Source organism: Streptomyces sp. NPDC048295, from assembly GCF_040652135.1.
GTDB lineage: Bacteria > Actinomycetota > Actinomycetes > Streptomycetales > Streptomycetaceae > Streptomyces.
This window is the reverse complement of record NZ_JBEZLL010000038.1, coordinates 21,763-46,099: the sequence shown is the minus strand read 5'-3', so window position 1 is coordinate 46,099 and position 24,337 is coordinate 21,763. Positions and strand designations below refer to the sequence as shown.

Genomic DNA, 24,337 nt, shown 5'->3' with positions numbered 1-24,337 from the left:
TATGCGAATATCGCATATGGCGCATTTATGTACCTCGATCGGAGTGTGGGTGCCGACCTTCGTCGTGTCCGATATGACACGTATGAAGATCTTCAGTAATTTCATCCACGGGTCGACTGCTCAGCCGACCTATCTGAGACAGGAGAAGCGAAATGATTACGCGTTCCACCGTCGTCACCGCCGCCGTTGCGGCCGCTGCAGCCCTGGCCGCCACCGGTATCACCTACGCCTCGGCCGCTACCTCGGAGCCGGCCCAGTCGACCCAGGCCGTCCAGCAGGCCGTCCAGCAGGCCGTTCCCGCTTCGGCTCTCGGCGGCGGCGACGTCGGCAAGGGCAACGAGGGCAAGGGCAACGAGGGCGGCCGTGGCGGCAACGAGGGCGGCCGTGGCGGCGGCGAGGGCCGTGGCCACTACGAGGGCCGCATCCACATCAACGAGCGGACGTACGCCGACGAGCTCGGCGGCTGCGTGACCGTGGTCAGCGGCCTCGGTTCCAACAGCCTCAACATCCGCAACGACAGCCGCCGGACCGTTGAGGTCTTCCGCGGCGCCACCTGCGACAACGGCGCCCCCATCGCCACCGTCGGTCCGCACAGCTCCAGCGACGGGGTGTTCCCCGGTCACGTCAAGGGCGGCGTGTGGGTCAAGAACGGTGTCGTGGGCAGCTTCCGCGTCATCGAGCGTCACTTCGACGAGGGCCGTGAGGGCGGTGGCCGGGACTGGTGACCGAGTCACCAGGTTGACGTGAGCCCCGGCCCGCCGTAATCGGGCCGGGGCTCCAGTCAGGGTATCCGACTGGAGTGATCCGGTCGGATAACCGCTCCTGATCGACGACTGACACTCTCAAACACCTGCCAGGTCATACTAAATCCGGACGGTGAGGCACTGCCAGTCGACTGGAGCGGCCGCGCCGCACGCGGCTGCCGATGTCGGGTCGGCGCCTTTCGGTCCGGGTTCCGGAATTCGGCTTCCGGATTCGTTTCTCGGCCCGCGGCCCTCGACGGGGCCCGGCAACCGGGCGGCAGAACATGGCGTCGGCGTGGCAGACGCCGCCCATGTCCCGTCCGTCAGGGGGCCGACGGGTCGTACTGGCCCGGGTGGGTGATGGCCTTGACGGCACGGCGTCGAAGGGCCGTTCGAAGTTCTGGTCCGTACACATCCGTACGCATCAGCACAGGTCCCCGTGCCGGCCCGTGTCCGGTCCATGCCCCGCCGGGGTGTTCCCGCATCGGCTCCCACTGTCACCAGTGGCTGCTGCCGTTCCGGTCGCCTCCCGCGGGGCGGACCGCCGCCCGGCTCGGCAGCCGGGCGGCGGTCCGTGTGGGTCAACCGCGTGACGGCTGGGCTCAGAGGCTGCCGGGTGACCTCCGACCGGGCGGCCACGCCCCGGCACGCGCGCTTCCGGCGTTGTCGTCGGTTGCCAACGCTCCGCGTTGACTCCCTCCTCCGCCCCGGACCGCGTCCGCTCTCCGGTCCGAGGCCACCCGGCAGCCTCTCAGGCGCCGGCGTTGAACTCGCCGGGGTTCGGGCCCAGACGCCTGCCCTCGTCCAGTGCGGCGAACGCGGCGAGGTCGTCGGCGTCCAGTTCGAAGCCGAAGACATCGAGGTTCTCCGCGATGCGCGACGGCGTCACGGACTTCGGGATCACCACATTGCCGGTCTGGATGTGCCAGCGGAGCACCACCTGGGCGGCCGTGCGGTCGTGCTTCCGGGCGATCGCGACGACCGTCGGGACCTCCAGGAGTCCCTTGCCCTGCCCCAGCGGCGACCAGGCCTCGGTCGCGATGCCGTGCTCGCGGTGGAACGCGCGTGACTCGGCCTGCTGGAGCTGCGGGTGGAGCTCGATCTGGTTGATCACCGGGATCACGGAGGTCTCGCCGAGCAGGCGCTCCAGGTGCTCGGGCAGGAAGTTCGAGACGCCGATGGCCTTGGCGCGGCCGTCGGCGTGGATCTTCTCGAGGGCCTTGTACGTGTCCACGTACGCGTCCTTGGCCGGCACCGGCCAGTGGATCAGGTACAGGTCGACGTAGTCGAGCCCCAGCTTGTCGAGCGAGGCGTCGAAGGCGCGCAGGGTCGAGTCGTAGCCCTGCTCGGAATTCCACAGCTTCGTGGTGACGAACAATTCCTCGCGGGCGACCCCGGAGGCCGCGATCGCCCGGCCGGTGCCCTGCTCGTTCTCGTAGATCGCGGCGGTGTCGATGCTCCGATACCCGGACTCGATGGCCGTGGTGACCGCCTTCGCGGCCTCGTCGTCCGGCACCTGCCAGACACCGAAACCGAGCTGCGGCATCGCGACACCGTTGTTGAGGGTGATGGAGGGGACCTGGCTCACGAGCGGTCGATCCTTACGTCGTCGGTTGGTACTCCCAGGGACAACGATCACCGGCCGCCGGGCATTCCCCGCAGACCTCATCCGTCCAGGGCATTGACCGCGTCCGGTCAGCACGCAACTCTGGAGCACGTCACTGAACACCGGACACTCTTGTGAACGTGCACTTCGGGATCACGGCGAGCGACTCCGAGCGAGGTCGACATGACGAACCCTTCCAGGCGGGCGCTGTTGGGTGCGGCCATCGGCGGCGCCGTCGCCGTGACCGCCGGGCTCCCCGCCGCCGCCCACGCGGCGAGCTGGAAACTGCGCTGGTCGCCCTCGGCGAGCCGTGGCGGACTCGGCGCCTTCGAGACCGTCGAGGACGACCGAGCCGGCTCCCATCCGGCGGCCCGGCCGCACATCCTCGCCGAGGGTGACAACTTCCGGTTCAACATGCACACCGTCGACCGGGACACTTCGGCCGACCGCCAGCGCCAGGAAGTCACCGGGCTGCGCACCAGTGGCAGTTCGTACCTCAAGTGGCTGCCGGGGGAGGCCTGGCGGGTCGCGTACCGCATGTACATCCCCGGCTCGCTGAAGGCGACCACCAGTTTCACCCACATCATGCAGATGAAGCAGCCGGGCAACGGAACCTCGCCCATCGTCGTGCAGTCCCTGCGCCGGGTGGACGGGGTGCAGACCATCGAGCTCAAGCTGCCGCTCGCCGACGTCCTGGTCGGCCGCACCGACCTCGTGCCGCTCCAGGACAAGTGGATCGACGTCGACTTCCGGATCACGATCGGCGACGGTGCGTCGGGCTCGGTCCGCTGGATCCTGAAGGACAGGGCGACCACCGTCGTCGACAGGTCGAAGTCCGGCGTCGACACCCTTCTCGCCGACCGGGTCCGGCCCAAGTGGGGCATCTACCGGTCCCTCGGCGACACCTCCGGATCGCTGCAGGACACCCACCTGCTGCTCACCGGGATGCGCGGGTACCAGCTGGTCTGACCGGTCCCGGGAACAGGAGGCGGAACGCCCTGGCACGGCCGGGCGGCGGGGTGTGCCCCGCCGCCCCCGAGGGCTGCCCGCGCTCCACCCAACCCGCCTACGTCGCCCGGGATTTGGGCCCGCGAGGGGCATTGACAGAAAGCTCCGCAGGGAATCCTATGCAGTGTCGGTTAGGAACCTTTCCTAACACCGAACGGGAAGGGATCACCGTGCACCCTGCCGCACCCCCACGCCGCTTGGCGGCAGCCCTCGCAGGACTCAGCTGTCTGCTCCTGCCCCTGCTGGGCCATCTGCCGAAGGCCTACGCCGCCGCGGACGAGGCCGCCGGCGCCCACGACTCCCCGGCCACGAGCGCGACCGCCGCGGCTCCCGGCGCCATGGCCGCGGCCCCGTACGAATACCTCGGCTGGGGAGACCCGCAGAGACCGGCCGATGTGATGGCGGCCACCGGCGTGAAGTGGTTCACGCTCGCGTTCGTCCTCTCGGACGGCACCTGCAATCCGAAGTGGGACGGGGACCGGCCGCTGAACGGCGGCCCGGACCGGGCCGCCATCGACTCCATCCGTGCGGCCGGGGGTGACGTCGTCGTCTCGGTGGGCGGCTGGAGCGGTGACAAGCTCGGCGAGAAGTGCACCAGCGCCGCCGCGCTGGCCGGGGCCTACCAGAAGGTGATCGACGCCTACCGCCTCAAGGCGCTGGACATCGACATCGAGGACACCGAGTTCTCCAGGGCCGCCGTGCGGCAGCGGGTGGTCGACGCCCTGAAGATCGTCAGGAACACCAACCCCGGCCTCGTGACGTACGTGACGATGGGGACCACCCCGACCGGTCCCGACGCCGCCGGCAAGGACCTCATCGGCCGGGGCGCCGCCGCAGGGCTCGACAACGACGGCTGGGTCGTCATGCCCTTCGATTTCGGCGGGCACACCGGCACGATGGGCGCGGCCACGGTCGGTGCGCTGGACGGGCTGAAGTCCGCCGTGAAGAGCGCCTACGGCTACAGCGACGACGCCGCCTACCGGCACATCGGGGTCTCCTCGATGAACGGGAAGACGGACGAGCCGGACGAGACCGTCACCACCAAGGACTTCCGTACGATCCTCGGCTACGCGCAGCAGCACCACATCGCGCGCTTCGCCTTCTGGTCGGTCAACCGGGACCGCTCCTGCGGCTCCGGCAGCGACGGGGACACCTGCAGCGGGGTGTCCCAGTCCCCGTACGAATTCACCAAGATCGTCGTCCAGTACAAGGGCTGAGGAGACCCCATGCGTACCACCACGAGCAGAGTGACCCTCGCCGGAGCGGCACTCGCCGCCGCCGGACTGCTGATGCCACTGCTCGGCGCGCCGTCGGCCGCCGCGGCGGACACCCGATACGAGGCGGAGGGCGCGAAGCTCTCCCAGGCGGCCGTGGCGACCAACCACACCGGCTACTCCGGAACCGGCTTCGTCGACTACACCAACGTCGCTGGATCCTTCGTGGAGTTCACGGTGAACGCCACTGCGGCCGGCAACTCGCTGGCCATCCGCTACGCCAATGGAACCACCACCGACCGCCCACTGGACATCAGCGTCAACGGCACGGTCGTCGCCTCCGGTGTTTCATTCGGCTCCACCGGATCCTGGGACACCTGGGCGACGAAGAACATCAGCGCACAGCTCCCCGCCGGAACCAGCACCGTGCGGGCCACCGCGACCACGGCCGACGGCGGTCCCAACCTCGACCGCCTCGACACCGCGATCCCCGCCACCGGCGGTCCCGCCGTTCCCTTCGGCAGCCACACCATCCCGTACGCCGCGGGGACGCTGAAGCCCTCGGGCTCGCAGTCGGCACTCGACCAGGCCGTGGTCAAGACGTACAACGCCTGGAAGTCCGCTTTCGTGAAGAAGAACTGCGGCAACGGCTGGTACGAGGTCATCTCGCCGGACGCCGACCACCCCTACGTCGCCGAGGCCCAGGGCTACGGGATGGTCGTCACCGCGACGATGGCGGGCGCCGACCCGGAGGCGAAGACCGTCTTCGACGGCCTGGTCAAGTACATGCTCGCGCACCCCTCGGTGAACAACGCCAACCTCCTCGCCGCCGAACAGGACGCCTCCTGCAAGAGCGTCGACGGCTCCGACTCGGCGACCGACGGGGACCTGGACGTCGCCTACGGGCTGCTCCTCGCCGACAGGCAGTGGGGCTCCACCGGGACGTACAACTACAAGGACCTCGCGGTCAAACACATCAACGCCATCAAGAAGAGCGAGGTCAACCCGACCACGCACCTGATGCTGTTCGGCGACTGGTCGGACTCGGGGGAGTCCCACTACTGGATGACCCGCTCCTCCGACTGGATGATCGACCACTTCCGTGCGTTCAGGGCCGCCACCGGTGACAGCACCTGGGACACCGTCCGCACCGCGCACCAGAACCTGATCACCTCCCAGCAGTCCAAGTACGCATCCGGCACAGGGCTGTTGGCGGACTTCGTCGTCAACACCAACACCACGGCCAAGCCCGCCCCGGGCGAGGTGCTCGAAAGCCCCAACGACGGCGACTACTCCTGGAACGCCTGCCGCGACCCGTGGCGCATCGGCGCCGACGCCGTCACCAGCGGGGACAGCGCCTCGCTCGCCGCAGCCCGCAAGCTGAACACCTGGATCAAGGCCAGGACGGGCGGCGACCCGGGCAGGATCGCCAGTGGCTACCACCTGAACGGTTCGGTGTTCGACAGCGGCAACGACATGGCGTTCACCGCCCCGTTCGCCGTGACCGCGCTGACCGACCCCGGCTCCCAGGCCTGGCTCGACGCACTCTGGAACAAGCTCGCCACCACCCCGATCGACCCGGATCTCTACTACGGCGGGAGCGTCCAGCTCCAGTCGATGATCGTCGCGTCCGGCAACTACTGGGTTCCCTGATGGAGGGGCAGATGCACACCGGTACGCTCACCACATCACGAGGAAGAGTGGCGGCCCTTGCCGCTGTACTGCTCTGTACCGCCCTGGTGCAGGTGGTCCCGCAGACGGCCTCCGCGGCCGCCACCCGCTACGAGGCGGAGTCCGCGACGATCGTCAAGGGCGCCGCCGAGTCCAACCACTCCGGCTACTCGGGCACCGGATTCGTCAATGGCGACAACGTCGTCGGCAGCTATGTGGAGTTCACCGTCGACACGGCCTTCGCCGGCACCGGGAAGATAGCCGTTCGCTACTCCAACGGCACGGCGGACGCCAGGCCCGCCGATGTCGCGGTCAACGGCACGGTGGTCTCGGCCGCCCGCGCCTTCGACGCGACCACCGACTGGAACACCTGGGCCACCTCCACCCTGACCACTCCGGTCAAGGCGGGCAGCAACAAGATCCGGCTGACCTCCACGACGGCCAACGGGCTGCCCAACCTCGACTATCTCGACGTGACGGTCACCTCCTCGGACACCGAGGCGCCCACCGCGCCCACGGCACCCAGCTGTTCGGGGATCACCGAGAACAGCCTCACACTCGGCTGGGGCGCCGCCACGGACAACGTGGGAGTCGCCGCGTACGACATCTACGAACACGGCAACAAGTTCGGTGAGGCACCCGGCACCGCCACCACGAAGAACCTGACCGGGCTCACCCCCGACACCACCTACAACCTCACGGTGTTCGCACGTGACGCGGCCGGCAACGTGTCGTCGGTCAGCCCGATCGTGGACTGCACCACCCTGCGCAGCTCCGACACCACCGCGCCCTCGGCACCCGGCACCCTGTCCACCTCCGGCCTCACCGCGAACAGCGTCGCCCTGACCTGGGGGGCCTCGACGGACGACAAGGCCGTCACCGCCTACGAGGTACGCAGCGGGAGCACCGTCTACAAGACCGTGACCGGTACCCCGCCGGCCGCCACGACCACCCTCACCGGGCTCGCCTGCGCCAGCCCGTACAGCCTGGACGTCGTCGCCCGGGACGCGGCGGGCAACACCTCACCGCCGAGCAACACGGTCACCTTCACCACCCCGGACTGCGCCACCGACGGCGGTGTGCCGTCCGGCATCGCCACCGTCTCCGGCGGCTGGTCCATCCCCTGGGGCACCTACTGGATGCCCGACGGCAAGAGCGCGCTGGTCACGGAACGGGACAGTTTCAAGGTCCTCAAGGCCACCCCCGACGGCGCCAGGACCCAGATCGGGACCGTGCCCAACGCCGTCACGACCGACGGCGAAGGCGGTCTGCTCGGCGTCGCCGTCGACCCGAAGTGGTCCACCAACCACTACGTGTACTTCATGCACACCGCGTCCGAGGGCAACCGCGTGGCACGCATGACCTACGACGGCAGCTCGCTCGGCGGGTACACGGTCCTGCTCCAGGGGATCAAGAAGAGCAGGTACCACAACGGCGGACGGCTGCTGTTCGGCCCCGACGGCTATCTGTACGTGTCGACCGGCGAGGCACAGACCCCCGACCTGGCCCAGGACAAGAACTCGCTGAACGGCAAGATCCTGCGGATGACGCCGGACGGCAAGGCCGCCCCGGGCAATCCGTTCGGCAACTACGTCTACAGCTACGGCCACCGCAACCCGCAGGGGCTCACGTTCGACCGCAACGGCCGGCTGTGGGAGGCGGAGTTCGGCGACAGCAAGAAGGACGAGCTCAACCTCATCAAGCCGGGCAAGAACTACGGCTGGCCGGTCTGCGAGGGGACCTGCACCACCGACGGCATGACCAACCCGAAGAAGACCTGGAACATCTCCGAGGCCTCGCCCAGCGGGATCGCCATCGTCCGCAACGTCATCTACATGGCCGCGCTGAAGGGCGAACGGCTGTGGCGGGTGCCGATCACCGGTGACACCGAGAACCTCGGCACGCCGAGCGCGTACTACGTCGGGACGTACGGCAGGCTGCGCACCGTCACCAAGGTGCCCGGCCAGGACCAGCTCTGGCTCTCCACCACCAACTGCGACAACAAGGGCAACGAGCCCGACGGCTCGGACAAGCTGTTCCGCGTCTCGATCACGTAGCGCGGGACGCCGTACGCGCTGTACCGCCGGGGCACGCCGGGCCTCAGCGGTACAGCGCGTCGACCTCCGCCGCGTACGCCGTCTCGATCGCCCGGCGCTTCAGCTTCAGCGACGGGGTGAGCAGACCGTGCTCCTCGCTGAAGGGGTGCGCCAGGATCCGGAACGTGCGGATCGACTCCGCCTGGGAGACCGCCGTGTTGGCGGCCACCACCGCCCGCCGGACCTCCATCTCCAGCTCCGGATCGCGCACCAGGTCCTCCGGCTTCAGCGGCGTCCGGCCCTGCATCTCGAGCCAGTGGTCCACCGCCTCCTGGTCGACCGTGACCAGCGCCGCGATGTACGGCCGGTCGTTGCCGACCACGATGCACTGCGCGACCAGCGGATGCGCCCGCACCCGCTCCTCCAGACCGGCCGGCGCCACGCTCTTGCCGCCCGAGGTCACCAGGATCTCCTTCTTCCGACCGGTGATCGTCAGATACCCGTCCTCGTCGAGCGAGCCCAGGTCCCCGGTGGCCAGCCAGCCCTCGCGCAGCACCGCCCCGGTGGCCTGCGGGGCGCCGAGATAGCCCGCGAACACATTGTCGCCGTGCACCCACACCTCACCGTCCTCGGCGATGTGCACGGTCGTCCCCGGGATCGGCAGCCCGACCGTGCCGTACCTGGTGCGTTCCGGCGGGTTGGCCGTGGCCGCAGCGGTCGACTCGGTCAGCCCGTACCCCTCGTACACCGTGACGCCCGCACCCTCGAAGAACAGCCCGAGCTGCCGCTCCATCCCGGATCCCCCGGACATGGCGTGGCGGATCCGGCCGCCCATCGCGTCGCGCACCTTCTTGTACACGACCTTGTCGAAGAACTGGTGCTGCATCCGCAGCCCGGCCGACGGCCCCGGGCCGGTCCCGAACGCCCGTGCCTCCAGCGCCTCGGCGTACTTCACCGCGATGTCCACGGCCTTGTCGAACGGCCCGATCCGGCCCTCCGCCTCGGCCCTGCGCCGGGCGGCGTTGAAGACCTTCTCGAAGATGTACGGAACCGCCAGGATGAACGTCGGCCGGAAGGACACCAGATCCGGCATCAGTGCCTTGGCCGACAGCTCCGGCTGATGGCCCAGTTTCACCCGGCCCCGGATCGCCGCGACCTCGACCATCCGGCCGAAGACATGGGCCAGCGGCAGGAAGAGCAGCGTCGCCGCCTCGTCACCCGGCCGGGAGCGGAACACCGACTTCCAGCGGGCGACCATGGTGTCCGTCTCGAACATGAAGTTGGCGTGGGTGAGCACACAGCCCTTGGGGCGTCCTGTCGTCCCCGAGGTGTAGATGACGGTGGCCACGGACTCGGGCGTCACGGCGCGGCGGTGGCGGTGCACCACCTCGTCCTCGACGTCCGCCCCCGCCTCGACCAGCTCGGCCACCGCGCCGGCGTCCAGCTGCCAGAGCCGCTTGAGGCCCGGCAGCCGGTCGATCACCGAGGCGATCGTCATCGCGTGGTCCTCGTGCTCGACCATGACGGCGGACACCCCGGAGTCGTGCAGCATCCAGAGCACCTGCTCGGCCGAGGAGGTCGGGTAGACCGGTACGGACTGGGCGCCCACCGTCCACAGCGCGAGGTCGAAGAGCGTCCACTCGTAACGTGTGCGCGACATCAGGGCCACCCGGTCGCCGAATCTGACGCCGTGGGCGATCAGACCCCTGGCGAGCGCCAGCACCTCGTCACGAAGGGCCGCAGCGGTGACATCCCGCCAGTTTCCGTTCGTGTCCTTGCGGCCGAGCGCGACCCGGTGCGGGTCCTCCTCGGCATGGTCGAAGACCACGTCGGCCAGCCCGCCCACGAGGGGCGCGGCCGCCATGGGTGGGACAGTGAACTCGCGCAATGACCTGCTCCTTGTGGCGCTCCGCACAGCGCCGTGACGCTACCCCACCGGGCGGCGCGGCGGGAGGGCCCCGAACCGGCGGACAATGTGGCATATGCACAGGTCAGCCACCGAAATCCGGCCAGATGGGCAAGGCTCGGGCATGACCGGGACCGCGGAGCGAAGGGCGGGCGCCGGAATCTCCACCGAATCTGTACGCCACTGCCACTCCCATTACGGGGGCGTGCGCGGTGGTTCATCCGCATTCGCCGCGATCGGGCGGACGTGTGTGCGACCGCCGGTGTTTCCGGGGCTCCCGTGCGTGCGGGGGGTCATGCGTGTGGCAGTGCGCCGTCGCGGCCGTTGACCGGGGCGAGGGGGCCGACGCCGCGGATCAGCCGGTCGCCGCCCGCCAGGATCGCCGTGGCCAGCGCGTCGGCGGCCTCGTGCGCCCCGTCGCGACGGCGGCCGTGCGACAGGACGAAGTCCACCCCGCCCGGCTCCGGCAGCCCCGCCCTGGCCGGCACCGGCACCAGGCCCGGCGGGATCAGGCCCCGGCTGTGGACCATCACGCCCAGCCCCGCGTGGGCCGCCGCGACCAGCCCGCTCAGGCTGGTGCTCGTGCAGGCGATCCGCCAGGACCGGCCGTGCTCCTCCAGGACCTCCAGGGCGCGGGCCCGGGTGATGCCCGGCGGCGGGAAGACGATCAGCGGCACCGGACGGTCCGGGTCGATCCGCAGCTGCGGTGCGCCGATCCAGGCCAGCGCGTCCTGCCAGACCAGCTCGCCGTGCGTGTCACCGGTGCGCCGCTTGGCCAGCACCAGATCGAGACGGCCGGCCGCGAGACGCTGCTGGAGCGTCCCGGAGAGCTCCACCGTCAGTTCCAGCTCGACCTCCGGATGGTCGTGGCGGAACGACTCCAGGATCTCCGGCAGCCGGGTCAGCACGAAGTCCTCGGAGACGCCGAACCGCAGCCGCCCACGCAGCCGGGTGCCGGTGAAGAAGGCCGCGGCCCGCTCATGGGCCGCGAGTATCGTCCGGGCGAAGCCGAGCATCGCCTCGCCGTCCACGGTGAGATCGACGCGGTGCGTGTCCCGGGTGAACAACTGCCGCCCCGCCGCCTCCTCCAGTCGCCGCACATGCTGGCTCACCGTGGACTGCCGCACCCCCAGCCGCCGGGCGGCCCGGGTGAAACTCAGCGTCTGGGCGACGGCGAGAAAGGTACGGAGCTGTGCGGGGTCGTACATGAGTACCAGGCTATCGCGCTCCGTGATGACAGTGAGAGCGGTGTGCGGGATTCCCGATCGCCCTGATCGGGAGCAGCATGGGGCGGGCACGACCGGAACCAAGAGAACATGTGGAGCACATGAGCCGCCGCACCCTGAAACTGCCGTCCTGGCTGCCGCTCGACCCGTACATCCTGGCGCTGATCGGCACCGTCGTGCTCGCGGCGATACTGCCCGCCTCGGGGGCCGCGGCCGATGTGGCGGGCGGTGCCTCCACCGGTGCGATCGCCTTTCTCTTCTTCCTGTACGGCGCCAGGCTCTCCACCACCGAGGCCCTGGACGGGCTCAGGCACTGGCGGCTCCACCTCACCGTGCTGATCTGCACCTTCGTGGCCTTCCCGCTGCTCGGGCTGGCGGGCAGGGGACTGGTTCCGTACGTTCTGACGCCGCAGCTGTACAGCGGCTTCCTCTTCCTCTGCCTCGTCCCGTCGACCATCCAGTCGTCGATCGCCTTCACCTCGATCGCCCGGGGCAATGTGCCCGCGGCCATCTGTGCGGGATCCTTCTCGTCGATCGCCGGGATCTTCCTCACCCCACTGCTCGCGGCCGCCCTGCTCGGCAACGACGGCGGCGGATTCTCGGCGGACGCACTGCTGAGGATCGGCGTCCAGCTGCTGCTGCCGTTCGTCGCCGGGCAATTGCTGCGCCGCTGGATCGGCGGCTTCATCACCCGCCACAAGAAGGTCCTCGGCTACGTCGACCGCGGCTCGATCCTGCTCGTCGTCTACACGGCCTTCAGCGAGGGCATGGTCGCGGGCATCTGGCACCAGGTCACCCCCGCCCGGCTCGGGGCGCTGCTCGGCGCCGAAGCGCTGCTGCTCGCGCTGATGCTCATGCTGACCTGGTACGGGGCGAAGCGGCTCGGCTTCGACCGGGAGGACCGGATCGCCATCCAGTTCGCCGGTTCGAAGAAGAGCCTGGCCTCGGGACTGCCGATGGCGAGCGTGCTGTTCGGGGCGCAGGCCTCGCTCGCCGTGCTGCCGCTGATGCTCTTCCACCAGATGCAGCTGATGGTGTGCGCCGTGATCGCCAAGCGCCGTTCGCGCGACGCGGAGCAGGAGAGCCCGGCGAGCGCAGCGGTGTCACGGGAGCCCGCCGCCGCGGTGGGCTGAGCCGGGAGGGGCGGGGGCCGGGGCGGCCCGAGGGGCTTCAGCCGCGGCCGACCGGCGTCTCCAGGGCGATGCGGTGCTCGCCCGCGTACACGTTCATCGAAGGACCCCGCAGGAAGCCGACCAGGGTCAGTCCGGTCTCGGCCGCCAGGTCGACGGCGAGGGACGACGGTGCCGAGACCGCCGCGAGCAGCGGGATCCCGGCCATCACCGCCTTCTGGGCCAGCTCGAACGAGGCCCGCCCCGACACCAGCAGAATGGCCCGGGACAGCGGCAGCCGGTGGTCGGTGAGGGCCCGGCCGACCAGTTTGTCGACCGCGTTGTGCCGGCCGACGTCCTCCCGGACGTCGAGCAGCTCGCCCGCCTCGGAGAACAGCGCTGCCGCGTGCAGACCGCCGGTCCGGTCGAAGACCCGCTGTGCGGCGCGCAGCCGGTCGGGGAGGGCGGCGAGCAGGGCGGGCTCGACCCGCAGCGGGGGAGCGTCGGAGACCGGGTGCCGGGTCGTGGTGCGCACCGCGTCGAGGCTCGCCTTGCCGCACAGCCCGCAGGACGAGGTGGTGTACACATTGCGTTCGAGCGTGATGTCGGGGACCGGGACACCGGGGGCGAGCTTCACGTCCACCACGTTGTACGTGTTGACGCCGTCGGCGGTCGCTCCGGCGCAGTAGACGATGGACTGCACCTCGGAGCCGTCACCGATGACGCCCTCGCTCACCAGGAACCCCGCCGCCAGGGCGAAGTCGTCGCCCGGAGTGCGCATCGTGATGGCGAGCGGCCTGCCGTCGAGCCGGATCTCCAGGGGCTCCTCGGCGACGAGCGTGTCGGGGCGGGTGGAGACGGCCCCGTCCCGGATGCGGATGGTGCGGCGGCGCTCGGTGACCCGTCCCATGGTGGTTGAACCCGATTCTGTCCGTGTGGGAGGCCGAACCGGCCTCTGAGGATCTCATTGTCCTGTACGGAGCGGACCCGGCGAGGTGCCGCAAACGGCGGCAAGTCGACGCAATACTGTCCACGGATTCCCCGCGAGCTGTCAACGCTGTCGTCAAGCCATGTTGTCAAGCCTCCAACGGCCGGGCGCTATTCCTGTGGGAACACGTGCCCCTGTACCGGGCAGTAGCGACCAAGACTGGATGGTTCCTGCCATACGTAGCGAGGGGATCCCGTACATGACCGGCTCACGTGTCGTGGCGCTCGGCCACTACCAGCCCGCCAAGGTGCTCACCAACGACGACCTGGCGGCCATGGTCGATACCAGCGACGAGTGGATCACCAGCCGCGTCGGCATCAGGACCCGCCACGTCGGGGGGCCGGACGAGCCGGTGGACGAGATGGCCGCGCACGCGGGGGGCAAGGCGCTGGCCGCCGCGGGGCTGCGGCCGGCCGAGGTCGATCTGGTCCTGGTCGCCACCTCGACCGCGATCGACCGCTCGCCGAGCATGTCGGCGCGCGTCGCCGCCCGGCTCGGGATGGGCTCGCCCGCGGTGATGGACATCAACGTGGTCTGCTCCGGCTTCACCCACGCCCTCGCCACCGCCGACCACGCCATCCGGGCCGGGGCCGCCGAGCGCGTCCTGGTCATCGGCGCCGACAAGATGGCGGACATCGCCGACTGGACCGACCGCAGCACCTGCGTACTGCTCGGCGACGGAGCCGGTGCGGCGGTCGTCGTCGCGGAGCCGGACGGGGGCGACCGGCCCGGTATCGGTCCCGTCCTGTGGGGCTCGGTGCCGGAGATGGGGAACGCGGTACGGATCGAGGGGACGCCGCCGAGGTTCGCCCAGGAAGGGCAGTCCGTCTACCGCTGGGCCACCACGCAGCTGCCGCCCATCGCCCGCAAGGTGTGCGAGAAGGCAGGTGTGACGCCCGAGGAGCTGGGAGCGGTGGTGCTGCACCAGGCCAACCTGAGGATCATCGAACCCGTCGCCAGGAAGATCGGCGCGGTCAACGCGGTCGTCGCCAGGGACGTCGTGGACTCCGGCAACACGTCCGCGGCCTCGATCCCGATGGCCCTGTCCAAACTGGTGGAACGCGGCGAGGTCCGCAGCGGCGCGCCGGTCCTGCTCTTCGGTTTCGGCGGAAATCTCTCCTACGCGGGCCAGGTGATCCGCTGCCCCTAGCGGGCATCGCGCGCCCGGTGGACCGTGGACAACAGGCAAGGGGCGCCTCGTCGGCCGGGGCGGGAGGCGCTGCGGCGGGGCGTACGACACTCTCGGCTGTCGGCCGACAACGGACTCCGGTCGGCTCGGTCCTCGGGGCAGGGCTGTCCGCAGTCGATGCGTCGGGGCTCCGTTCACGGCCGAGGGGACAGGATCTGGCGCCGGGACCGGAGTCGGCCACCGGGCCGGCCCGGTGACGGAGCGGCGCGTGGGCAGACCAGGTGGTGGCTGATCCGGCAGCACTCCCCGGGGCCCGGTTCGCGGTCCTGGGCGTTCCACGCCGTGCCGTCCCGGTCGAGGTGCCACCGCTGTCCGGGCGGCACGGTGTGCGCGAGGAGCGGGGCGGGGCCGGCCGGTTCGAGGCGGACCCACCACCGGTAGTGGGTGGGGCGGATATCGACGGTGAGCCCGCAGTCCGGGCAGTCGGGCGCGGGTTCCGGGCCGGGGAGCGCCCCGTCCCGGAGGCCCTGCTCGTGATCGGTCGAGTGTTGGAGATCGGTCCATTCCTCAGCGGTCCGCGGCGTTCCGGAAACCCCCATGGTCAAAGGGTGCGGGCAGGCCGTGAGGCGCGGTAGGGCGCGATCCGGCCGCGTCCGGTGGGCAGGGAGCCGCGCGGGCGTCGGTACGGGTGTGACGGGCAGCAGGCAGACTTGCCGGTGTGACGATACTGAGCAAAGGCGCCAACGTGCCTGTCGCGGCACCCGCGGTCAGGGCCGTACTCGACTGGTCGGCAGGGGCCGGAGTGCCGGACGTGGATGCCTGCGCCCTGTTGCTGGGCAGCGGTGGACGGGTGCGATCCGATGACGACTTCGTCTTCTACAACCAGCCGAGGCACGCCTCGGGCGCGGTGAGTCACGCCGGCAAACGGTCCGGTGGCGACTCGCTGGACGTCCATCTGGCCGCGCTGGGGCCGGACGTCGAACGCGTCGCGCTCTGCGCCTCCGCCGACGGGGGCACCTTCGGTCAGGTGCCGGGGCTGTGTCTGCGACTGCTCGATTCGGTGTCCGGTACCGAACTGGCCCGCTTCGACATCACTGCCGCGACGGAGACCGCCCTGGTCGGCGGCGAGCTCTACCGGCGCGACGGCGGCTGGAAGTTCCGTGCGGTCGGTCAGGGTTACGCCAGCGGGCTGGCGGGACTGGCGACCGACTTCGGGATCAGTGTCGACGAGGACCGGCCCGCGGCCGGGCCCGGCTCCCGGCCCGTGACGCCTCCGTACCCGACCCGGGCGCCCTCGTTCCACGCCCCTGTGCCGCCGGCCGGTGCCCCCGCGCCGGGGCGCGTCCAGGGAGAGCCCGGGCCCCGGCTCACCAAGGGCGAGGAGCACCTGCCCGTGGACATGCGCAAGCGCCTGTCGCTGCGCAAGCAGCAGGTCCTGGTCAGCCTGGGTAAACACGGCGTACCGGAGCTGCACGCACGGGTGGTCCTCGTCCTCGACGCGTCGGGTTCGATGGGCGGTCTCTACCGGCGCGGCACGGTCGCGGGTGTCGCCGAGCGGATGGTGGCCGTCGCGGCGCAGCTCGACGACGACGGCCGGATGCAGGCGTGGACGTTCGCCAGCAACCCCGCCCGGCTTCCCGATCTCGCCGTGGGCGACCTGCCCGAGTGGCTCAGGCTGCACGTACGCGTGGGACAGACCTTCGGGTTCGGGCGCAGGAAGCCGCCCAGGGAACTGGAACCCGGCCAGATCGACATGCGTACGGTCGGGATCCAGAACGAGGAACAGAAGGTCATCGCCGAGGTGCGGACCTTCGTGCGGGCGCACCCGGTGCCCGACCCCACGCTGGTCCTGTTCTTCTCGGACGGAGGTGTGCACCGCAACAGGGAGATCGAGCAGGAGCTGCGGGCGGCCGCCGAGGAGCCGGTGTTCTGGCAGTTCGTCGGCCTGGGCAGCTCTCGGTACGGCGTGCTCGAACGGTTCGACACCATGCCGGGCCGCCGCGTCGACAACGTCGGTTTCTTCGCCGTCGACGACATCGAGAGGATCTCCGACCAGGAGCTGTACGACAGGGTCCTGTCAGAGTTCCCGTCCTGGCTGCGGGCCGCCCGGGAGGCCGGAATCCTGCGCTGAACGGGCCGGCCCCCCCACCGCACGGCCGACCGGCTTTGTCCTCGGTGTGGAGAAAGTTGTAGTGGATTCCTGCGCAACTTCTTCCCACTCCCGGCAACCGCTGCTACGTTCCCCTCGAAAGCCCGACGGACAGGCCGATGTGGCGGGGAGGGGCGCGTGAGACGTATGACGGCACGACCCGCGAATGCGCATCAGGCGCGACTGCTCCGGCTGTTGCGCGACGGCGGGCCCAACTCACGGGCACAGCTGGGGGATCAGATCGATCTCTCCCGCTCCAAGCTCGCCGTCGAGGTCGACCGACTGCTGGAGACCGGGCTCGTCGTGGCCGACGGACTCGCCGCGTCCCGCGGCGGGCGCCGCTCGCACAACATCCGGCTCGCGCCACAACTCCGGTTTCTCGGAGTCGACATCGGTGCCACATCCGTCGATGTGGCCGTCACCAACGCCGAGTTGGAGGTCCTGGGCCATCTCAACCATCCGATGGACGTACGCGAGGGCCCCGTCGCCATCTTCGAGCAGGTGCTGTCGATGGCGGCCAAGCTCCGGGCCTCCGGGCTCGCCGAGGGCTTCGACGGCGCGGGCATCGGCGTACCCGGACCGGTCCGCTTCCCCGAAGGCGTCCCGGTCGCACCGCCGATCATGCCCGGCTGGGACGGCTTCCCGGTCCGCGAGGCGCTCAGCCAGGAACTGGGCTGCCCCGTCATGGTCGACAACGATGTGAACCTGATGGCGATGGGGGAGCAGCACGCGGGCGTCGCACGCTCCGTGGGCGACTTCCTCTGCGTCAAGATCGGCACCGGCATCGGCTGCGGCATCGTCGTCGGCGGTGACGTCCATCGCGGTACGACCGGCAGCGCCGGGGACATCGGCCATATCCAGGTGGAACCCGAGGGCCGCGCCTGCGCCTGCGGCAACCGGGGCTGCCTGGAGGCCCACTTCAGCGGTGCCGCGCTCGCCCGCGACGCCGAGGACGCGGCGCGCACCGGGCGGTCGGCGGAGCTCGCCGGCCGGCTGGAGGCCGCCGGGAGACTCACCGCCGCCGATGTGGCCGCCGCCGCGGCGGCCGGTGATGCCACCTCGCTCGACCTGATCCGCGAAGGCGGCAACCGGGTCGGCCAGGTCATCGCGGGACTCGTCAGCTTCTTCAACCCCGGCCTGGTGGTGATCGGGGGCGGCGTGACCGGCCTCGGCCACACGCTCCTGGCCAGTGTCCGGACCCAGGTCTACCGGCAGTCGCTGCCGCTGGCCACCGGGAATCTCCCCATCGTGCTCGGTGAGCTGGGACCGGCCGCCGGAGTGATCGGCGCCGCCCGCCTCATCAGCGACCACCTCTTCTCACCGGCCTGACCCCGGGCCGGCCATGTACGGGCGCCCCCGGAAACACCGGGAGCGCCGGGAACACCCGCACCACCGCACCACCGCACCTGGTACAGCCCTGCCCGCTCACCGGCCCTCCCCAAGCTCTCGGCTGCGTTCGAGCAGGGGAGACCCCATTCGCCGAGGGGATCGTCATGGCACCAGAACCACCCCTGCTCACCATGTCCGGCATCACCAAGTCGTTCCCCGGAGTGCGCGCCCTGGACGGCGTGGACCTGGAGGTCCAGGCCGGCGAAGTCCACTGTCTCCTCGGGCAGAACGGCGCCGGCAAGTCCACCCTCATCAAGGTGCTCGCCGGGGCCCACCAGCCCGACGGCGGCGAGATCACCTGGCGCGGCGAACCGGCCGCGCTGAAGTCGCCCATCGCGGCCATGCGGCTGGGCATCGCCACGATCTACCAGGAACTCGACCTGGTCGAGGGCCTGTCGGTCGCCGAGAACGTCTTCCTCGGCCACGAACCCACCACCGCCCGCTTCGTCGTCCGCACCCGCGAGGGCCGCACCGCCGCCGCGGCGCTGCTGAAGCGGCTCGGCCACCCGGAGATCGACCCGGCCCGCCCGGTCGGCGAGCTGTCCGCCGCGCAGCAGCAGATCGTCTCCATGGCACGGGCGCTCTCGCACGACGTACGGCTCATCGTCATGGACGAGCCGTCCGCCGCACTCGACCCGGACGAGGTCGACAACCTCTTCCGCATCGTCGCCGCGCTCACCGCCGACGGCGTCGCCGTCGTCTATATCTCGCACCGCCTGGAGGAGATCCGCCGGATCGGCGACCGGGTGACCGTGCTCAAGGACGGCCGCGCCGTGGCCGTCGGGCTGGCCGCCGATTCCACACCGACACGCGACATCGTTGCCATGATGACCGGCCGCAACGTCGAGTACGTCTTCCCGCCCCGTACCGCGGACCGTGCGGAAGCCACCGTCGCGGAGCCCGTCCTGAAGGTCGAGGGGCTGTCCAGGAAGGGTGAATTCGATCCGGTGGACCTGGAGTTGAGGCCCGGAGAGATCGTGGGCCTGGCCGGGCTCGTCGGTTCGGGGCGCTCCGAGATCCTGGAGACCGTCTACGGCGCCCGCAGGCCGAGCGCCGGACGGGTGACCGTGGCCGGCAAACAGCTGAGGCCCGGCAGCGTCCGTGCGGCCGTCGCCGCCGGAATCGGCCTCGCCCCCGAGGAACGCAAGGCACAGGCCCTGCTGATGCTCGAATCCGTCACCCGCAATGTCTCCGTCTCCTCGATGTCCCGCTTCTCCAGGGCCGGCTGGATCGACCGCGCGGCCGAACGCCGGGCGGCCCGCGAAGCCACCCGCGAACTCTCGCTGCGCCCCGACAACCCGGACACCCCCGTCCGCACGCTCTCCGGCGGCAACCAGCAGAAGGCGGTCCTGGCCCGCTGGCTGCTGCGCGGCTGCCGGGTCCTGCTGCTCGACGAACCGACCCGCGGTGTCGATGTCGGCGCCCGCGCCGAGCTGTACGCCGTGATCCGCCGGCTGGCCGACGAAGGCCTCGCCGTCCTGCTCGTCTCCAGCGAGGTGCCCGAAGTGCTGGGCCTCGCCGACCGGGTGCTGGTGCTCCGCGAGGGCCGCGTCGTGCATACGGCGGACGCCCGGGAGCTCGACGAGCACCGCGTACTCGACCTAGTGATGGAAGGGAGCCCGACGTCATGACGCAGCCCGTCTCCTCGGCGCAGCAGGGCGGGCCGGACAAGGGGGCCGCCCCCTCGCCGGTCCCCGATCTCCGGAAGAAGGACGGACCCGCCCGCACCCCGGGCCTGCGCCTGGACGTCCGTAACCTCTCGCTCCTCGGCGTCCTCGCGGTACTGGTCGCCGTCGGCGGATTCACCGAGCCCGACGCCTTCCTGGACACCGGGAACCTTCAGCTGATCCTGACCCAGTCGTCCGTCATCGGTGTCGTCACCGTCGGGATGACCTTCGTCATCACCAGCGGCGGCATCGACCTCTCGGTCGGAGCGATGGTCGCGCTGGCCTCCGTCTGGGCGACCACGGTCGCCACCCAGGAGTACGGCTTCGCCGGGATCCTGTTCACCGCGGTGGTCGTCGGACTCGCCACCGGGCTGGTGAACGGGCTGCTCATCGCGTACGGGCGGATGGTGCCGTTCATCGCGACGCTGGCCATGCTCGCGTCGGCCCGCGGGCTCGCCCTCCAGATCACCGACGGGAAGACCCAGATCGTCACCGTCAAGTCGGTCCTCGACCTGGGGCTGCCCGACTCCTACGTCCTCGGCATCCCGCCGCTGGTCATGATGTTCGCCGCGGTCACCGTCATCGGCTGGCTGGTGCTGAACCGTACGACCTTCGGGCGGCGCACGGTCGCGGTCGGCGGCAACGCCGAAGCCGCCAGGCTGGCGGGCATCGACGTACGGCGCCAGCGGCTCTTCCTCTACCTGCTCTCCGGGCTGTGCTGCGGCATCGCCGCCTTCATGCTGATCATCCTGTCCGGCTCGGGGCAGAACACCAACGGCAATCTGTACGAGCTCGACGCCATCGCCGCCGCGATCATCGGCGGCACCCTGCTCAGCGGCGGGCGCGGCACCATCGTCGGCTCCGTACTCGGTGTCCTGGTCTTCACCACCATCACCAACATCTTCGCGCTCAACAATCTGCAGAGCGACGTCCAGCAGATCGCCAAGGGCGCGATCATCGTCGCCGCCGTCCTGGTCCAGCGCCGCACATCGGCGCACGGGGAGACCTGACGCTCCGCCTCCCACCCACCGCCCCGTTCGCCTCATGTGACATGTCACGCACCGGATGAAGGGTTTGACAGCCATGCCAGAAACCAGCCGCAGACGACTGCTCTTCGGCACCGCGGCCGTCTCCGCGGGTGCCCTCCTCACCGCCTGCACCAGCAACGACCCCAAGAGCGAGGACACCGCCAAGAGCACCGGACCCGCCGCCGACAACAAGCCCGGCAAGCCCGTCACCATCGGCTTCGCGGGTCCGCAGGCCGACCACGGCTGGCTCAACGCCATCAATGAGAACGCCAAGTCACGGGCGGCCACGTACTCCGAGGTGACGCTGGAGACCACCGAGGGCTCCAACGACACCGCCGCCCAGATCGGCCAGGTCAAGACCCTCATCAACAAGAAGGTCGATGTCCTCGTCATCCTCCCGGCCGACGGCAAGGCGCTCACCCAGGTCGGCCTGGAAGCCATGCGGGCGGGCATCCCCGTCGTCAACCTGGACCGGGTCTTCGCCTCCCCGCAGGCCTACCGCTGCTGGGTCGGCGGCGACAACTACGGCATGGGCCTCAACGCCGGTACGTACATCGGCGAGCAGCTCAAGGACAAGGCGGGAGCCAAGGTCGTCGAGCTGGCCGGCATCGACAATCTGGAGCTCACCAAACAGCGCAGCCAGGGCTTCGCCGACGCGCTGAAGAACTACTCCAACATCGAGCTGGTGGCCCGTCAGGCCGCCGATTTCACGGTCGAGTCGGGCCAGGCGAAGATGGCACAGCTCCTCCAGGCCCAGAAGAAGATCGACGCCGTCTGGAACCACGACGACGACCAGGGCGTGGGCGCGCTGCGCGCCATCCAGCAGGCCGGCCGGGACGAGTTCCTGATGGTCGGCGGCGCCGGGGCCAAGTCCGCGATGGACGCCATCAAGGCCGACAACAGTGTCCTGAAGGCCACCGTTCTCTACCCGCCCACGATGGCCGCGTCCGCCATCGACCTGGCCCGCGCGCTGGCCCAGGGCAAGGGCGTCAGCGGCCTGGCCGAGCTGGAGATCCCGACCAGCCTCACCCTCTACTCGGCCGTGGTCACCAAGGAGAACGTCGACCAGTACCTGCCGACGGGCTTCAGCTGATCCGCCCCGCAGGAGGGTGCTGACCCTCCTGCCGTACCCATCGAACGACCGACGAGGAGGAAGCCCGGATGGCCCGTAGGGAAGAGACGGATCAGCAGGCCGCAGCGCCGCCGACGCACCGGCCGGCACCGAGTGTGCCGGCGCTCGGGGTCGGCATGGTCGGATACGCGTTCATGGGCGCCGCCCACTCACAGGGCTGGCGCACCGCGGGACACGTCTTCGACCTGCCGATGAGACCGGCTCTCGCCGCGATCTGCGGACGCGACCGGGCAGCGGTCGACGCGGCGGCCGCCCGTCACGGCTGGGCGGCGGCCGAGACCGACTGGCGGGCCCTCATCGCCCGGGACGATGTGCAACTCGTCGACATCTGCACCCCGGGCGACAGCCACGCCGAGATCGCCATCGCCGCCCTGGAGGCGGGCAAGCACGTGCTGTGCGAGAAGCCGCTCGCCAACACGGTCGCCGAGGCCGAGGCGATGACCGAGGCCGCGGAGCGCGCGGCCGCCCGCGGCCAGGTCGCGATGGTGGGCTTCAACTACCGCCGGGTGCCCGCGATCGCCTACGCCCGGCAGCTGATCGCCGGTGGACGGCTCGGCACCCTGCGCCATGTCCGTGCCGCCTACCTCCAGGACTGGCTCGTCGACCCCGAATCGCCGCTCACCTGGCGACTGGAGCGGGAACGCGCCGGCTCGGGCGCCCTGGGCGACCTGGGCGCGCACATCGTCGACCTGGCCCAGTATCTGGCGGGGGAGCCGCTGGTCGGGGTATCGGCGGTCAGCGAGACCTTCGTCCGCGAACGGCCCCGGCTCGCGGGCCCGTCGGCCGGGCTCTCCGGCACCGCGGACACGGCCGGGCGGGGAGCGGTGACCGTCGACGACGCGGCCCTGTTCACCGGACGGCTCGCCTCCGGGGCACTGGCCTCCTTCGAGGCCACCCGGATGGCGGCCGGACGGAAGAACGCGCTCAGGCTGGAGATCAACGGGGAGCTCGGCTCGCTCGCCTTCGATCTGGAACGGCTCAACGAACTGTCCTTCCACGACCACACCGAACCCGCCGCCACGGCAGGATTCCGGCGAGTCCTGGTCACCGAACCCCAACACCCCTACCTGGAGGCGTGGTGGCCGCCGGGCCACGCCCTCGGCTACGAGCACACCTTCGTCCACCAGGCCCGCGACCTGGTGCGTGCGATCGCCGAAGGGACCTCCCCCGCACCGTCGTTCGCCGACGGACTGCAGGTGCAGCGGGTGCTCGCAGCGGTGGAGGAGAGCGCCGAGAAGAACTCCGTACACACCCCCGTGGTTCTCTAGGAGGCCCTGCCCATGCCCCGTCCCTTCACACTCTTCACCGGCCAGTGGGCCGACCTGCCGCTGGAGGAGGTCTGCCGGCTCGCCCGGGACTTCGGATACGACGGGCTCGAACTCGCCTGCTGGGGCGATCACTTCGAGGTCGACAAGGCGCTGGCCGACCCCGGCTATCTGGACGGCCGGCGACAGCTTCTCGACAAGTACGGGCTGAAGTGCTGGGCGGTCTCCAACCACCTCGTCGGGCAGGCCGTCTGCGACGACCCGATCGACGAGCGCCACCGGGGGATCCTGCCCGCGCGGATCTGGGGGGACGGCGATCCCGAAGGGGTCCGCCGCCGGGCCGCCGAGGAGCTCAAGGACACTGCCCGCGCGGCGGCCGCCTTCGGGGTGCGTACGGTCATCGGCTTCACCGGCTCGTCGATCTGGCACCTGGTCGCGATGTTCCCACCGGTGCCGCCGCACATGATCGAGCGGGGCTACGAGGACTTCGCCGAGCGCTGGAACCCGATCCTGGACGTCTTCGACGCGGAGGGCGTGCGCTTCGCCCACGAGGTGCACCCCAGCGAGATCGCGTACGACTACTGGACCACGCACCGCGCACTGGAGGCCGTCGGCCACCGGGCGGCGTTCGGACTGAACTTCGACCCGAGCCACTTCGTCTGGCAGGACCTGGACCCGGTCGGCTTCCTGTACGACTTCCGGGACCGCATCTACCACGTGGACTGCAAGGAGGCACGCAAGCGCCTCGACGGCCGCAACGGCCGGCTCGGCTCGCATCTGCCCTGGGGCGATCCCCGGCGCGGCTGGGACTTCGTCTCGGCCGGGCACGGTGACGTGCCCTGGGAGGACGTCTTCAGGATGCTCCGGTCCATCGGTTACGACGGGCCGGTCTCCGTGGAGTGGGAGGACGCCGGCATGGACCGGCTGGCCGGCGCGCCGGAGGCACTCGCCACGCTGAAGCGGTACGACTTCGAGCCGCCGTCGGCGTCGTTCGACGCGGCGTTCGGGGGCGGCGACTGACCGACCCCCGCCCGGGGACCAACCGTCCCCGGGCCTCCGGTCCGGGCAGGG

19 protein-coding genes are annotated in these 24,337 nt (G+C 70.5%); 14 read left to right on the top strand and 5 right to left on the bottom strand.

Going from position 1 to position 24,337, the window contains the following annotated elements; translation table 11 throughout:
* Positions 1 to 152: 152 nt before the first annotated feature.
* Positions 153 to 725, top strand: a complete 573-nt coding sequence (locus AB0D53_RS37235; protein WP_362453795.1) for a hypothetical protein — start codon at positions 153 to 155, stop codon at positions 723 to 725.
* A 769-nt stretch (positions 726 to 1,494) separates the two neighbouring features.
* Here AB0D53_RS37235 and AB0D53_RS37230 read toward each other — a convergent pair.
* Positions 1,495 to 2,331, bottom strand: a complete 837-nt coding sequence (locus AB0D53_RS37230; protein ID WP_362453794.1) for an aldo/keto reductase — start codon at positions 2,329 to 2,331, stop codon at positions 1,495 to 1,497.
* A 201-nt stretch (positions 2,332 to 2,532) separates the two neighbouring features.
* On the opposite strand from AB0D53_RS37230, the gene AB0D53_RS37225 reads away from it, so the two are divergent.
* The 4 genes from AB0D53_RS37225 to AB0D53_RS37210 all read left to right on the top strand — a co-directional run bounded on the left by AB0D53_RS37225 (position 2,533) and on the right by AB0D53_RS37210 (position 8,299).
* Positions 2,533 to 3,318 carry a Tat pathway signal sequence domain protein gene (locus tag AB0D53_RS37225; protein ID WP_362453793.1) on the top strand — a complete coding sequence of 262 codons (786 nt, stop codon included), beginning with the start codon at positions 2,533 to 2,535 and terminating at the stop codon, positions 3,316 to 3,318.
* Positions 3,319 to 3,554: 236 nt separating this feature from the next.
* A complete protein-coding gene (locus AB0D53_RS37220; RefSeq protein ID WP_362453792.1) occupies positions 3,555 to 4,574 on the top strand; it encodes a chitinase in 1,020 nt (339 codons plus the stop codon).
* 9 nt (positions 4,575 to 4,583) lie between these two features.
* Positions 4,584 to 6,224 carry a glycosyl hydrolase family 8 gene (locus tag AB0D53_RS37215; RefSeq protein ID WP_362453791.1) on the top strand — a complete coding sequence of 547 codons (1,641 nt, stop codon included), beginning with the start codon at positions 4,584 to 4,586 and terminating at the stop codon, positions 6,222 to 6,224.
* A gap of 11 nt (positions 6,225 to 6,235) precedes the next feature.
* Entirely contained in the window at positions 6,236 to 8,299 is a 2,064-nt protein-coding gene (locus AB0D53_RS37210) for a PQQ-dependent sugar dehydrogenase (RefSeq protein ID WP_362453790.1), read from the top strand.
* 43 nt (positions 8,300 to 8,342) lie between these two features.
* Here AB0D53_RS37210 and AB0D53_RS37205 read toward each other — a convergent pair whose 3' ends face one another.
* Positions 8,343 to 10,142 carry an AMP-dependent synthetase/ligase gene (locus tag AB0D53_RS37205; protein WP_362453789.1) on the bottom strand — a complete coding sequence of 600 codons (1,800 nt, stop codon included), beginning with the start codon at positions 10,140 to 10,142 and terminating at the stop codon, positions 8,343 to 8,345.
* A gap of 335 nt (positions 10,143 to 10,477) precedes the next feature.
* The gene (locus AB0D53_RS37200; RefSeq protein WP_362453821.1) at positions 10,478 to 11,401 is read right to left on the bottom strand and encodes a LysR substrate-binding domain-containing protein; all 924 of its coding nucleotides are present in this window, start codon (positions 11,399 to 11,401) and stop codon (positions 10,478 to 10,480) included.
* 110 nt (positions 11,402 to 11,511) lie between these two features.
* Between AB0D53_RS37200 and AB0D53_RS37195 the strand changes: the two genes are divergently transcribed.
* A complete protein-coding gene (locus AB0D53_RS37195) occupies positions 11,512 to 12,543 on the top strand; it encodes a bile acid:sodium symporter family protein (RefSeq protein WP_362453788.1) in 1,032 nt (343 codons plus the stop codon).
* 37 nt (positions 12,544 to 12,580) lie between these two features.
* Here the strand turns inward: AB0D53_RS37195 and fdhD are convergent, their stop codons facing one another.
* On the bottom strand, positions 12,581 to 13,429 hold the full coding sequence (gene fdhD / locus AB0D53_RS37190) for a formate dehydrogenase accessory sulfurtransferase FdhD (protein WP_362453787.1): 849 nt from the start codon (positions 13,427 to 13,429) through the stop codon (positions 12,581 to 12,583).
* A gap of 277 nt (positions 13,430 to 13,706) precedes the next feature.
* Between fdhD and AB0D53_RS37185 the strand changes: the two genes are divergently transcribed.
* Entirely contained in the window at positions 13,707 to 14,657 is a 951-nt protein-coding gene (locus AB0D53_RS37185) for a beta-ketoacyl-ACP synthase III (RefSeq protein ID WP_362453786.1), read from the top strand.
* A 173-nt stretch (positions 14,658 to 14,830) separates the two neighbouring features.
* On the opposite strand, the gene AB0D53_RS37180 is transcribed toward AB0D53_RS37185, so the two are convergent.
* Positions 14,831 to 15,235, bottom strand: a complete 405-nt coding sequence (locus tag AB0D53_RS37180) for a DUF6083 domain-containing protein (protein ID WP_362453785.1) — start codon at positions 15,233 to 15,235, stop codon at positions 14,831 to 14,833.
* 119 nt (positions 15,236 to 15,354) lie between these two features.
* On the opposite strand from AB0D53_RS37180, the gene AB0D53_RS37175 reads away from it, so the two are divergent.
* From AB0D53_RS37175 to AB0D53_RS37145, 7 genes are all read left to right on the top strand, one after another.
* Positions 15,355 to 16,767 (top strand): VWA domain-containing protein, encoded by a 1,413-nt coding sequence (locus AB0D53_RS37175; RefSeq protein WP_362453784.1) that lies wholly within the window; start codon positions 15,355 to 15,357, stop codon positions 16,765 to 16,767.
* Between the two features lie 165 nt (positions 16,768 to 16,932).
* Entirely contained in the window at positions 16,933 to 18,114 is a 1,182-nt protein-coding gene (locus AB0D53_RS37170) for an ROK family transcriptional regulator (protein ID WP_362453820.1), read from the top strand.
* 164 nt (positions 18,115 to 18,278) lie between these two features.
* Complete coding sequence (locus AB0D53_RS37165) at positions 18,279 to 19,805, top strand: sugar ABC transporter ATP-binding protein (protein WP_362453783.1); 1,527 nt, start codon at positions 18,279 to 18,281, stop codon at positions 19,803 to 19,805.
* Positions 19,802 to 20,851: an ABC transporter permease gene (locus tag AB0D53_RS37160; protein ID WP_362453782.1), complete on the top strand. Its 1,050-nt coding sequence runs from the start codon at positions 19,802 to 19,804 to the stop codon at positions 20,849 to 20,851. The genes AB0D53_RS37165 and AB0D53_RS37160 overlap by 4 nt, the downstream gene beginning before the upstream one ends.
* A 73-nt stretch (positions 20,852 to 20,924) precedes the next feature.
* A complete protein-coding gene (locus tag AB0D53_RS37155; protein WP_362453781.1) occupies positions 20,925 to 21,962 on the top strand; it encodes a substrate-binding domain-containing protein in 1,038 nt (345 codons plus the stop codon).
* A 68-nt stretch (positions 21,963 to 22,030) separates the two neighbouring features.
* Positions 22,031 to 23,269 (top strand): Gfo/Idh/MocA family oxidoreductase, encoded by a 1,239-nt coding sequence (locus AB0D53_RS37150; RefSeq protein ID WP_362453780.1) that lies wholly within the window; start codon positions 22,031 to 22,033, stop codon positions 23,267 to 23,269.
* 12 nt (positions 23,270 to 23,281) lie between these two features.
* Positions 23,282 to 24,286 (top strand): sugar phosphate isomerase/epimerase family protein, encoded by a 1,005-nt coding sequence (locus AB0D53_RS37145; RefSeq protein ID WP_362453779.1) that lies wholly within the window; start codon positions 23,282 to 23,284, stop codon positions 24,284 to 24,286.
* The last annotated feature ends 51 nt before the right edge of the window (positions 24,287 to 24,337 follow it).

What these genes read in the sequence shown, in the direction of transcription:
- AB0D53_RS37235 (WP_362453795.1), top strand. Translation starts at nt 153, where the DNA reads ATGATTACGCGTTCCACCGTCGTCACCGCCGCCGTTGCGGCCGCTGCA.
- AB0D53_RS37225 (WP_362453793.1), top strand. Translation starts at nt 2,533, where the DNA reads ATGACGAACCCTTCCAGGCGGGCGCTGTTGGGTGCGGCCATCGGCGGC.
- AB0D53_RS37215 (WP_362453791.1), top strand. Translation starts at nt 4,584, where the DNA reads ATGCGTACCACCACGAGCAGAGTGACCCTCGCCGGAGCGGCACTCGCC.
- AB0D53_RS37210 (WP_362453790.1), top strand. Translation starts at nt 6,236, where the DNA reads ATGCACACCGGTACGCTCACCACATCACGAGGAAGAGTGGCGGCCCTT.
- AB0D53_RS37205 (WP_362453789.1), bottom strand. Translation starts at nt 10,142, where the DNA reads ATGGCGGCCGCGCCCCTCGTGGGCGGGCTGGCCGACGTGGTCTTCGAC.
- AB0D53_RS37195 (WP_362453788.1), top strand. Translation starts at nt 11,512, where the DNA reads ATGAGCCGCCGCACCCTGAAACTGCCGTCCTGGCTGCCGCTCGACCCG.
- fdhD (WP_362453787.1), bottom strand. Translation starts at nt 13,429, where the DNA reads ATGGGACGGGTCACCGAGCGCCGCCGCACCATCCGCATCCGGGACGGG.
- AB0D53_RS37185 (WP_362453786.1), top strand. Translation starts at nt 13,707, where the DNA reads ATGACCGGCTCACGTGTCGTGGCGCTCGGCCACTACCAGCCCGCCAAG.
- AB0D53_RS37180 (WP_362453785.1), bottom strand. Translation starts at nt 15,235, where the DNA reads ATGGGGGTTTCCGGAACGCCGCGGACCGCTGAGGAATGGACCGATCTC.
- AB0D53_RS37170 (WP_362453820.1), top strand. Translation starts at nt 16,933, where the DNA reads ATGACGGCACGACCCGCGAATGCGCATCAGGCGCGACTGCTCCGGCTG.
- AB0D53_RS37165 (WP_362453783.1), top strand. Translation starts at nt 18,279, where the DNA reads ATGGCACCAGAACCACCCCTGCTCACCATGTCCGGCATCACCAAGTCG.
- AB0D53_RS37160 (WP_362453782.1), top strand. Translation starts at nt 19,802, where the DNA reads ATGACGCAGCCCGTCTCCTCGGCGCAGCAGGGCGGGCCGGACAAGGGG.
- AB0D53_RS37155 (WP_362453781.1), top strand. Translation starts at nt 20,925, where the DNA reads ATGCCAGAAACCAGCCGCAGACGACTGCTCTTCGGCACCGCGGCCGTC.
- AB0D53_RS37150 (WP_362453780.1), top strand. Translation starts at nt 22,031, where the DNA reads ATGGCCCGTAGGGAAGAGACGGATCAGCAGGCCGCAGCGCCGCCGACG.
- AB0D53_RS37145 (WP_362453779.1), top strand. Translation starts at nt 23,282, where the DNA reads ATGCCCCGTCCCTTCACACTCTTCACCGGCCAGTGGGCCGACCTGCCG.